The following is a 9,948-nucleotide window of genomic DNA, read 5'->3' on the forward strand; positions in this document are numbered from 1 at the left end:
AAGGAGGATTTTAATGAAAAGGTGGGAAGAGTTACCAAAAGAAATGCAATGTAATGAAGTAAGATACTATTATGAAATTCTCAGAAAAAGACGTTTTAGCTTAGTACTGAAAAGAATATTTGATATAGTAGTTTCTTTAATAATGATTGTATTTTTTTCCTGGCTTTTTTTGATTCTAGCATTAGCAATAAAAATAGATTCCCCAGGACCAGTATTTTACAGGCAAGAACGTATTACTCGTTATGGTAAAAAATTTAAAATCCATAAGTTTCGCACTATGGTAATTAACGCGGATAGAGAAGGATCTCTTGTAACCTTAAAAGATGATAATCGTATAACAAGAGTAGGAAGAATATTACGTAAGTGTAGGTTAGATGAAATTAGCCAACTAGTAGATGTTTTTATGGGAAATATGTCGTTTGTAGGAACTAGACCTGAAGTTGAAAAATACGTAAACTCATACTCTTCTAATATGCTAGCAACATTACTCTTACCAGCAGGGATAACATCTGAAGCAAGTATTTTATATAAAGATGAAGACAGTTTTCTCAATAATTTAGAAGACGTAGACCGAGTTTATATTGAAAAGATTTTACCAGAGAAAATGAATTATAATTTAAAAAGTATTGAAAATTTTAATTTTTATAATGAAATAAAGACAATGGGGAAAACTACATTGATTATATTTGGAAAAAAAAATCCAACTAAAAAGAAGAGTGAAAATGAATCTGCTAAATGCATAAATAGAATGGAGAATTAGAACTTTGATAGTTAAGCAAATTAAAAATGCTGATAAAGAATTACTTGAATCAATTGTTAATATTCATTTGGTAGCATTTGAAAAATTTTTTTTGACCTTTATGGGCAAAGACTTTTTAAAATTAATGTACCTTTCCTATACTGAGTATGATAATTCTGGTATATTAGTGGCAATTCAAGAAGATAAGCCTATAGGATTTCTTGCATATTCTGGTGATATGAGTGGTTTATATAAATATATGATAAGAAAACGCTTATTTTTATTTGGAATATACAGTTTTGTAGCTCTGGTTAAAAAACCAAAAATTTTTATGAGACTTTTAAGATCTTTTTTAAAGCCAAGTGAAACAAAGCGCAGAGAGAAGTATGTTGAATTGGCATCTATAGGAGTAAATCCAAAATTTAAATCTAGCGGTGTAGGTTCTACTCTTATTGACAACTTAAAGAATAATATTGCTTTTTCGCAGTATTCTTATATAGCATTAGAAACAGATGCAGTAAATAATGCTCTTGCAAATGATTTCTATAAAAAAAATGGCTTTATATTAGTCCGAAGCTACAGTACAAACGAGGGGAGATTAATGAATGAATATCGATTTTATATGGAGAGCGAAAACACATGAAAATTTTATATATATTAAATTTTGCCAGTAAAGTAAATAGTTTTTCTGAAGCTAGTATGTTAGCAGCTAAAGAGAAAGGAATAGATTTTTGTATAGCGGGGAGCTGGGGATATCGTTCTGATGAAGAACGAAAAATAGATGAATTGAAATATGGAATTAAAATATTTCAAGTTGATTTCCATAGAAATCCCATTAATCTAAAAAATATAAAAGCTTATTATCAGATAGTAGAGATTATAAAAAACGAAAAAATTGACGTAATTCACTGTAACACTCCTATTGGAGGGGTTGTCGGTAGGATTGCTGGATTAAAGTGTGGAATAAGGAAAGTAATTTATCAAGCGCATGGTTTTCATTTTTATAGTGGAGGGCCTAAATTAAATTGGCTATTATTTTATCCTATTGAACGACTTTTAGCTCTTCACACAGATGTATTGATAACAATAAACCAAGAAGATTATAATATGTCGAAATCATTTAAATTAAGACAAAAAGGTAAAAGACACTATATCCCTGGTATAGGTATTGATACAAAAAAGTTTTCTTTTGAAGATAAGGAAGAAATTCGCAAAAAAATACGTAAGGATATTAATATTCCTAACGATGCTAAAATGATTTTGTCTATAGGGGAGCTAAATAAAAACAAAAATCATTTATCAGTAATACATTCAATGAAAGAAGTTAAAAGAGAGTCAAATATATATTATGCTATAGCTGGTACGGGAGAACTTCAAAAATTTCTACAACAAACAATTATTGATCTTGGGTTACAGGAAAGAGTTTTTTTATTGGGATATAGAAACGATATATCCAAGTTATTATCAGCCACAGATATTTATATCTTACCGTCGTTTCGTGAAGGTCTAAATGCTTCTTTAATGGAGGCTATGTCTAGCGGGATACCGTGCATAGTGAGCAACATACGAGGAAATAGAGACTTAATAGAAGATGGACATGGTGGTTATGTAGTAGACCCTACTAACTTAAATGAAATTTCTTCTACTATTCAAAAATTATTTGGTGATAATGAAATTCGAAAAAAAATGGGTGAATATAATCTGAAAAAAATAAAGAGTTATGATATTTCAGTAGTAGTAGAGCTAATAAAGAACATTTATTAAAAAAACGATAGATAATATTATTATGGAAGTGGTAAAAAAGATGAAAAAGTTTAAAATTATACATTTGTTGCAAAGTAATAAATTCTCTGGTGCGGAAAACATTGTCTGTCAAATTATGAACATGTTTAAAGGTAACGATAGGTTCGACATGACTTACGTTTGTCCAGCTGGTCCAATATCTAAAGTTTTAGATAGTATGGATTTGAATTATATAGAATTAAAAAATTTTTCAAGAAAAGAAATTGCTCGGGCGGTAAAAGAAATTGATCCCGATGTGATCCATGCCCATGATTTTAATGCTAGTGTTAAGGCCAGTATATACAAAAAAAAAATCATTATTTCACATTTGCACAATAACCCATTGTGGTTATCTAAATTAGATATAAAAACTGTAGTATATGCATTATGTATTCATAGATTTTATTCAATTATTGGTGTTTCAAATTCTATTAAAGATGAATTTAGGTATAAACATTTGATAAAAGAAAAATTTGTAATGTTACCTAATACGGTAGATGCTAAAAAAGTTATAAAAGCAGGAAATGAAATCAATGAAAATGAGATAGATATTCTATATGTTGGTCGTATGTCAGAACCTAAAAATCCGTTAGCTATAATAAGCATTATAGAAAAGTTAAAAGAGTCTTATTCAAAAAAACTGAGGGTCATGATGATTGGAGATGGTCCATTGTTTCGAGAAGTTCAATTGAAAATCCGAGATAAAAATTTATCAGATGTTATTGAAATGAAAGGTTTTGTTAGCAATCCTTATAAATACATGAATAGTGCGAAAGTCTTAATAATGCCTTCCATTTGGGAAGGATTCGGATTGGTTTCAGTTGAATCAATGTTGCTTAAGACTCCCGTAGTTGCTTATAATGTAGGAGGTTTGAAAGAAATAATAGATGATGGTAACGGTTTCTTGTGCGATAGTGAAAATGAACTAGTTGAGTCCTTAGAGCAATTGTTGAATTCTGAAATACTTAGAAAAAAAATGGGAGAAAATGCTGCTATAAGTGCTAAAAAATTTTCTAATACTAGAAGATATAAAGAAGTGTTAGAAGATATTTATACTTGTGCAGTTTTTAAATAAGATATGAACTATAAAAAAAGGGATAGATTAGTTTTTAGAAAAATAGTGTTAATTAGTATTTTTTTTCAAACTCTAATGATTTTTTACACTTTAATACCACCATTTTTGGTTGCGATTATCTCATTTTGTGGGTTTTTGTACTATACTTGGAATCTAAAAAAATTTTTTAATATAGCAGATAGTTTATTATTAACATCAATTCTCTATATTCCAACATCAACCATCTCAGTATTTGGTACTAGCTATTCTAATTTACCTTTAACCTGGCATAATATAATAATATTATTGTTAATGATGTATATAGCTATTGAGGGAACCATGAATCGTTCGTACCTCATTATATTACTAACATTTTTGTTTTTTGGCTTAATAAGTTCTATAAAGTTACCATTCATTGGGGACGCTTTTAAACAGTTGTTAACCATATCATTATTTATATGCAGTTTTCTAATAGGTAAACGTTTTAAAGTATATGGTGATAAACTTTCTGATGTTGGTTGGAAATTTTATTTTATTGGAGTTGTTTCTTTAGCACTTCAAGTTTTTATACAACGTATATACATCGTTTCTACTGGAGACATAATTGGTAATTACGCTGTAATGGGGATTAATAGGATTGCCTATGCAGGTCTTATGGGGGATTTTAGTTTTGCAGGACTATATCTAGCAACTGGATGTTTGTATGCTTTTATAAAATATGTACATTTGAAAGATTGGAATTTAGTTTATTTTATAACAGTAGAAGGATTTTTTATTTCAGCTATGCTATTTGTAAGTGCCAGAACGGGGTTAATCGCTCTTACTATTACGCTTGTTTTATATTTTTTGGCTAATATAAAAAATTTTAGCAGTGCGCACATATTAGTTCTTTTATTTGGGGTTATTGCTATACCTCTCACTTTATCTGTTTTGATGAGAGAACGTGGGGGGCAAACTTTATTAGATTCTTCAGGTAGAATTGATAATTATTTATTGTCTTTAGATGCTTTCTCTAATAAATATTTTGTAGGTTATGGACTAGGATTAAATAACTTATATAATTTAGTTGGATTAGCGGTTCCACATAATTTCTTTATTCAATATTTTTTACAGATAGGAATTATTGGTACAGTTATAATTTTATGCAGCTTTTTTAAATTCTTTACTGAAGAATTCAGAAGATCAGGATATTATAAATGGTTTTTTGTTATGATAACAATTGGTTCGATGTTTATACCTGATATTGTATCCTCACGCTTTCTTTTTGCAATAGTTGTTTTGTGTATGATGTCTGCAACTTCTGCGAACCGACAAAACTACAAGATGGAGGTAAAAAATGAGAAGAAAAGCAGAAAGATGGGCAGATAAGGCCTGTAGACAATATAGAAATGGGCATAAAAAAATGGCAAGGTTATCTTGCTATATTTTAAGAGTTATTTATAGCTGTGAATTTTCTGAAGAAGTAGATTTTAGTTCAAGTGCTCAACTGGTTCATAATGGACTTGGTTGCGTATTTCATCCTAAAACTAAAGTAGGGAAAAACTGTAAAATATATCAAAACGTGACCTTGGGTGGGAATGGTAAAATAATCGATGGTAAAGTTACAAAAGGGGGGCCAATTTTAGAAGAAAACGTAGCCGTTTTTACTGGTGCTTGCGTTCTAGGTCCCATTAAAATTGGACATGATTCAGTAATAGGAGCAAATACAGTAATTACAAGAGATGTACCTCCGCATAGTCTAGTATATGGAAATCCTGCTAAAATAACAGATTTAAAATTTAAGTATAAATTTGATTAAATTAATTGATTGATTCAGAAACTTTTCTAAATATTAAAATTAAAGAGGTAACGATGAGGAACAAAATTCAAGAAGATATAGCACAATCACTAAAATGGTCATCTTTAGCTGAAATAGTTGCTAAAATAATAACGCCCATTTCAAATATGATATTAGCTAGGTTATTGACACCTGAGGCGTTTGGAGTAGTAGCTACAGTGACTATGATTATTAGTTTTGCTGATATGTTTAGTGACTCCGGATTTCAAAAATTTTTAGTTCAACATGAGTTTGACAACGAAAGACATAAACTGTTATCAACCAATGTAGCTTTCACTATTAATTTAATTGTTTCAGTGCTCCTTTGGTTTTTAATAGCTATTTTTAATGGTCAAATAGCAGAGTTAGTAGGTAGCTCTGGACTAGGAATAGTAATTGTAATAGCAGGAATTTCGTTACCAATCACATCATTTTCCAGCATACAATCAGCGATTTTCAGAAGGAATTTTGACTATAAAACTTTATACTATGCAAGAATAGTTTCTGCATTTATACCACTAGTTATTACAGTACCATTAGCATTTGCAGGGTTAAGTTATTGGTCGCTTGTTATTGGATCAATAATTGGTAATTTAGCAACAGCTATAATATTAACTTCATTGTCAAAATGGAAACCTAAGATTCGCTTTTATAAAAAAGAGTTTTTTGAGATGATTGGTTTTAGTTCTTGGTCTTTATTAGAGTCATTAGGAACGTGGTTAACATCTTATGTGGGTACTTTTATTGTAGGAAGTATTCTAAATGGATATTACTTAGGTATATATAAAACGACAATGACTACAGTAAATGGAATTTTTGCGATAGTGACATCAGCTACAACAACAGTACTATTTTCAACATTATCTAGACTTCAAAATAATAAAGAAGAATATGATAGAACGTATTTAGATTTTATAAATATTGTATCTATTTTTATTATTCCATTAGGTGTTGGTATATATATTTACAAAGAAATGGTAACTACTATTTTACTTGGGAGCCAATGGGAGATGGCAGTTCCATTTGTGGGTATTTATGGTTTAATGAGTAGTTTTACCCTTGTTTTTGGTCAATATGCATCTGAATATTATCGTGGATTAGGGAAACCTAAAGCAAATGTTTTAATGACTATTTTACACTTAGTAGTATTGATTCCTGTTTTAATTATTTGTTCTAAAAGAGGTTTTCTAGAATTAGCATACGGTAGATCATTTGTTAAGATAGAACAGATTATAGTATTTTGGATTATTTTATGGTTTGGTTTTAAGTTTAACCCGTTTAAAATTTTAAAACAGGTATGGAAAGCATGCGCTAGTGCACTGATAATGGGTATTATAGGAAAAGTTCTGCTGGTATTTTGTACAAATTTAATTACCCAGCTATTCTCGACATTTTTATGTGTAATAATGTATTTTGTAATCTATAATTGGTTATTTAAAGGTAAATCTGATATAAAAAAAATGATTAATATGTTTACCGGTAAAGTAAAGTAAAACTTTATATAGTTGGGTTGTGACAAGAAAATGAAAAAAGTGACAATTTTAATTCCTGGAATGCATTATGGTGGTATGGAAAGAGTAGCATTTATAACGAGACAAATACTTTTGAAAAATGATTATGATGTCTCATTAGTGACTCTTTTCGATAATAATGCAGACTATCAACCGGATTTTGAATATTTTTCACTAAAATGTGATATAAAGAACTCAAAAGTCGGAAAGTTAATCAATATATTAAAAAGAGTTCGTAAGATGGCAAAATTAAAAAAGAAATTACAAACAGAAGTAACGATTTCGTTTGGTCAAAGTTGTAATTTAGTAAATGTATTGTCAAAAGTAAACGATAAAACTTATGTTGGAATTCGATCATACGACTGGTTATTACAATATATTTTTCATTATAAAGTTGATAATTTTGTATACAAAAAGGCAGACAGAATTGTGTCTGTTAGTCAGCTTATTAAGCGTGATGCAGAAGAAATCTTCAATATTGATAAGGATAAAAGTTATTTCTTATATAATCCATATGATTTAGACTTAATAAGCAGTAAGAGTAAAGAAACTATTACAGAAATAAATATTCCTTTGAATAAAAAAGTAATGGTTACTGTAGGGCGCTTAGAAGATCAAAAAGGACTGTATCATTTGATTAAAGCTGTTTCAATGTTGAAAAATAAAAACAACATAGTTTTATATATTTTAGGACAGGGATCAAAAAAAGATTTGCTATTAAATTTGATAAAAATGTTTGGTTTGGAAGATGTGGTGTTTTTGCTTGGTGGTCAAGCCAATCCATATAAATATATGGCACGAGCAGACTTGTATGTTATGCCATCAATAACTGAAGGGTTCCCCAATGCATTAGTAGAGGCGATGTCTACAAAAACGGCCGTCTTATGTGCAGATTGTAAATCTGGACCGAGGGAAATATTGTCTAATAAAGAGTTGGACACGATTTGTGAAAATATAGAATACGCTGAATTCGGTATATTGGTTTGTCCAATGACTGACAGTAGAGACTATTCTACAAAATATGAGAATTGTGATAAATCTTTAGCGTATGCAATAGATGAACTAATTGAGGATGATTACTTAAGAAATAAGTATGCAGAAATTGCTAAAAAAAGAGTAGAACAATATAGCTATGATGCGTTTGAAAATAATTTGATGAAAATTATGAAGACATTGGATTAATACCAAGCAAAATAAAACAAAGGAGAAAAAAAATGTTGGGAAAAAATATATCTCTGAATAATAAAACAATATTGGTAACCGGCTCTGCTGGTTTTATAGGCTCAAATTTAATTCTGGAATTATTACGAAATGATACTTCATTAAATATTGTTGGTATAGATAATATGAATGATTATTATGATATATCTTTAAAAAAATATAGGTTAACAGAGATAGAAATAGAAGAAAAAAAACATTCAAAATCTCATTGGACTTTTGTTAAAGGCTCAATTGCTGATAAAGAAACTGTTGATTTCATTTTCGACAAGTACCAACCCAATATTGTCATTAACTTAGCAGCACAGGCGGGGGTTCGTTATTCGATAACTAATCCAGATGCGTATATAGAATCTAATTTAATTGGATTCTATAATATTCTTGAAGCTTGTCGGCATTCATATGATAACGACAGCACGGGCGTAGAGCATCTGATTTATGCATCCTCATCTTCTGTATATGGAACAAATCAAAAGATTCCTTATTCAATAGAAGACAAAGCAGATAGTCAAGTTTCATTATATGCAGCTACCAAGAAAAGTAATGAAGCAATGGCGTATGCATATTCACAGCTGTATAATATTCCTTCTACAGGTCTACGTTTTTTTACAGTGTATGGCCCTGCTGGACGCCCTGATATGGCATATTTTGGCTTCACTAATAAATTACGTGCAGGTGAAGATATTCAAATATTTAATAATGGTAATTGTAAACGTGATTTTACTTATATTAGCGATATTGTAGAAGGCATAAAAAGAGTAATTCAATCTTCTCCAGAAAAAATTAATGGTGAAGAGAGATTTTCATTACCACCTCATCGTATTTATAATATTGGCAATAGTAATCCAGAGAATCTTCTAGATTTCATAGATATTTTACAACAAGAACTTGTTGCGGCAGATGTATTGCCTGCAGATTATGATTTCAACTCCCATAAAAAATTAGTTCCAATGCAGCCAGGTGATGTACCTGTAACTTATGCAGATGTAAGTGCTTTAGAACGAGATTTTGGGTTTAAACCAAATACCAATTTACGTGATGGACTTCGCAAATTCGCACAATGGTATAAAGATTTCTATAAGTTATAATCTAAATATTATTTATAGGTAGTAATGTGTAGAAACTGACTTGTTCCATAAAAACTTAATTAAAATCATTTTTTTCTAGTTGTAATAAAGTAATTTTGAATCACTCTAAGCTAAAATGAGCCTAGAAGGATCGCCATTTTGATTAATGAGTTTTTAACATCTATATGCAATAAATCTAGAAATCTCTTTATCTTTTGGCCCTTAGGCAAGTAGTGTTGGTGATTTCAAATTGAAAGAATTTTATCGATAATCCATCGAAATCGAAATATGCTTCGATTTCAATGGATTCTTTTTTATTATCGTTTTAGACTGATTCGAGTTCGCAAAGCTAGTGAAATAGTAAACCAATTGCTATGCGGATGGGGAATAAATGGTTCTACTAAAAAGTTTTTTACATCGTATAAATATGATTGTTCAGGCCATGTTGATAACGAGAGAAAGGGAAAAGAAATGGCTAATAAAGAAAATAATTTAGCTCATACAAATTAGCTGTGTAAATACCACTGTATTCATGTCAAAGTATTGAAGAAAAATAATCTATAGTCAATATTGACTAAGTATTTAAGCATAAAGGAGTAGAAATATTGGAGGGTTGTATGATGCCAGATCAGGTTTATCTGTTATTGAGTATCCCACCAAAATATGAGGACCCTTTTAGGTGTTAAGGGTGTATAATCCTAGAGCAAACACTCGTTTGAAGGGTGGTTACAATTATAAAGACTCTCTTATTCTATCTTTTT

9 protein-coding genes and 1 pseudogene are annotated in these 9,948 nt (G+C 29.9%); all 10 read left to right on the top strand.

Translation table 11 applies throughout. The features are described from left to right. The first annotated feature begins 13 nt into the window (after nt 1–13). Complete coding sequence (locus tag CUS89_RS14175; RefSeq protein WP_104872600.1) at nt 14–760, top strand: sugar transferase; 747 nt, start codon at nt 14–16, stop codon at nt 758–760. Nucleotides 761–764: 4 nt separating this feature from the next. After that, nucleotides 765–1,382 carry a GNAT family N-acetyltransferase gene (locus tag CUS89_RS14180; RefSeq protein ID WP_104872601.1) on the top strand — a complete coding sequence of 206 codons (618 nt, stop codon included), beginning with the start codon at nt 765–767 and terminating at the stop codon, nt 1,380–1,382. Continuing rightward, nucleotides 1,379–2,503, top strand: coding sequence for a glycosyltransferase family 4 protein (locus CUS89_RS14185; RefSeq protein WP_104872602.1), 1,125 nt, complete (start codon nt 1,379–1,381; stop codon nt 2,501–2,503). The genes CUS89_RS14180 and CUS89_RS14185 overlap by 4 nt, the downstream gene beginning before the upstream one ends. Nucleotides 2,504–2,543: 40 nt before the next feature. Beyond that, nucleotides 2,544–3,596 (top strand): glycosyltransferase, encoded by a 1,053-nt coding sequence (locus tag CUS89_RS14190; RefSeq protein WP_181055377.1) that lies wholly within the window; start codon nt 2,544–2,546, stop codon nt 3,594–3,596. A 3-nt stretch (nt 3,597–3,599) separates the two neighbouring features. Beyond that, nucleotides 3,600–4,943: an O-antigen ligase family protein gene (locus CUS89_RS16470; RefSeq protein WP_104872604.1), complete on the top strand. Its 1,344-nt coding sequence runs from the start codon at nt 3,600–3,602 to the stop codon at nt 4,941–4,943. Continuing rightward, the gene (locus CUS89_RS14200) at nt 4,912–5,373 is read left to right on the top strand and encodes a serine O-acetyltransferase (RefSeq protein ID WP_104872605.1); all 462 of its coding nucleotides are present in this window, start codon (nt 4,912–4,914) and stop codon (nt 5,371–5,373) included. The genes CUS89_RS16470 and CUS89_RS14200 overlap by 32 nt, the downstream gene beginning before the upstream one ends. Before the next feature lie 53 nt (nt 5,374–5,426). After that, entirely contained in the window at nt 5,427–6,884 is a 1,458-nt protein-coding gene (locus tag CUS89_RS14205; protein WP_104872606.1) for a lipopolysaccharide biosynthesis protein, read from the top strand. Between the two features lie 30 nt (nt 6,885–6,914). Further along, complete coding sequence (locus tag CUS89_RS14210; RefSeq protein WP_104872607.1) at nt 6,915–8,084, top strand: glycosyltransferase; 1,170 nt, start codon at nt 6,915–6,917, stop codon at nt 8,082–8,084. 32 nt (nt 8,085–8,116) lie between these two features. Beyond that, nucleotides 8,117–9,208, top strand: a complete 1,092-nt coding sequence (locus CUS89_RS14215; RefSeq protein WP_104872608.1) for an NAD-dependent epimerase/dehydratase family protein — start codon at nt 8,117–8,119, stop codon at nt 9,206–9,208. Between the two features lie 489 nt (nt 9,209–9,697). Beyond that, a pseudogene (locus CUS89_RS16475) lies at nt 9,698–9,849 on the top strand (transposase); the annotation flags it as partial. Between the last annotated feature and the right edge of the window lie 99 nt (nt 9,850–9,948).

The organism is Enterococcus mundtii (genome assembly GCF_002947535.1).
In the GTDB taxonomy this organism is placed as follows: Bacteria; Bacillota; Bacilli; order Lactobacillales; family Enterococcaceae; genus Enterococcus_B; species Enterococcus_B mundtii_B.